Origin of the sequence: Vibrio sp. 10N.237.312.B06 (assembly GCF_041464685.1) — a bacterium.
Classification (GTDB): domain Bacteria; phylum Pseudomonadota; class Gammaproteobacteria; order Enterobacterales; family Vibrionaceae; genus Vibrio; species Vibrio tasmaniensis_A.
Genome location: NZ_JBFSPI010000191.1, coordinates 1 through 1,666 on the forward strand (window position 1 = coordinate 1; position 1,666 = coordinate 1,666).

Annotated in this window: 1 protein-coding gene and 1 pseudogene; both read right to left on the minus strand. The window is 48.5% G+C overall.

Annotated features, from left to right (window positions below; all coding sequences use genetic code 11):
* Positions 1-127: 127 nt before the first annotated feature.
* Positions 128-859, minus strand: a complete 732-nt coding sequence (locus AB6C75_RS23450; protein WP_017102028.1) for a hypothetical protein — start codon at positions 857-859, stop codon at positions 128-130.
* Between the two features lie 62 nt (positions 860-921).
* Positions 922-1,346: pseudogene (locus AB6C75_RS23455) on the minus strand (phage protein).
* Between the last annotated feature and the right edge of the window lie 320 nt (positions 1,347-1,666).

Here is a 1,666-nt window from a genome sequence, read left to right on the forward strand (position 1 = left end):
ACACATACCGTTGTCACGGTCAAACCTATGCGAGTCACCCCAGCAGAGCTGGGGGGTTATCAATGTTTAATTAGGTCACATAACAAGCGCCTGAACATGACCTACGTACTGTTCAGGCGCCTCTGTTTTAGGCACTTTCTTCTTGTTTCTCAGTTTGTTTCTTCTGGTTTTTTCTTATCGCGTCGAGTATTGCTTTCATGCGCTCTGGGGTCGCTTTGGGCGCGTTTGGTGCCGGCGCTGTGCGATTTGTAGAGCGGGGAAGTTGTGCTGCCATGTTGTCGCCCTCCATTAAGGCCCATTCGGCGATGAACTCGTGATATTCTTCAATTTTAGCCCCGATGTATTCTCGGTAACTGGTGTCAGTATAACACAAGTTGTCGTAGCGCTGAGGCCACACCTTCTTGTGGATCCCGTTGCCGGATTGCTCGTCGACGTGGAACGCCATCGTCATCGCTGTATCTATTCTTGTTAACAGGCAAGATAATCTGTCGAGATCTTGATAAAACGTGGCCGCATGGAAGCCACCAGAGCCAGTAAACACCAGCTCTCCGGTGGTCGCGTTGTTGCCGATGGGCATGTCTATCAGCGCACCGGTGTTTTCCGTTACCGCAATCAAGCCAATCTCATCGCGTTCGTCGAGCGCTTGGGCTAATTGAATGTATTCCTCGTCAGAAATGAGGGCCAGAAGCACGGCTTGCGCGAGGATAATAGGGTGCTCATCACCCGAAAAAAAGATCACTTGCTCGAGACACACGATATGTTTGCGCGTCTCACAGTCGACTTCCAAACCGCTGACTTGGCTAGTCCACATGGCGTCACCCGCGATGAAAATGTTCGGGCTGGCTATTATCGTTGTCATGACGTTTTACGTTCCTAGATTAAAGAAGCTTATCTCGAGGGTTGTTGCTCTGAATGGCACCATTATTTGAATTTGGCCGGGATCCAGGGCTTAGGCGGCATGCGACGACCGCCACGAAATGGCAAGGGATGCTCTTTAGCCGGATAGTATTTCGGGGACTCAATTTTGCCGTGGCGCTCAACCAGTTGCCGGTGCTCGTCACACGCCAGTACGCAAAACTGAGCAATTCCTTGGGATTGAATTCCCGATCTTCGGGGGTAATGAGGATCGCACGGTCAACGTTGATTCGAAATCCGTTCCAGCGATGATCCAACGGTAAGTAGCCACGGGCGTGAATGTTCATCAATTTTTCGGCCAGTGGATTGACCGGGACCGCGCCAGACAGCCAACGCTTGATCGTGATCGGTTGAACGTAAAAATACGCGGCGGCTTCATGAATGTCGTCGAAGTAGCGATTCAATAGATCGGCAAAACGGGGAGTGAGCATGTGATCTCCTTCAAGTTATCAAACATCCGTCGAATTCTTTTTTCGATGACAAAACACGATGTCCATCGGTGAATTCGATGAAACTTGTCGTCAAACCGGAAAAAAGAACAGTGACGAAAACTAGGTATAACGCAAAATTGAAGGACGAAAACTAATTAATGATCGTATTTATGTGGAAACATTTTGAATTTCAAGCGTCTATAGCACGCGTGTACGCAAAATCTGCAATTGCTAAGGTACTGAATAATCTCAGATTTTACGCACATCTTAGTGCGTATTATGGGTCTAAATTATGTTGAGTGGTTCGCTGTGCTTAACTG

Excerpts from the sequence above, each read along its gene's own strand:
- AB6C75_RS23450 (WP_017102028.1), bottom strand. The coding sequence starts at position 859 with ATGACAACGATAATAGCCAGCCCGAACATTTTCATCGCGGGTGACGCC.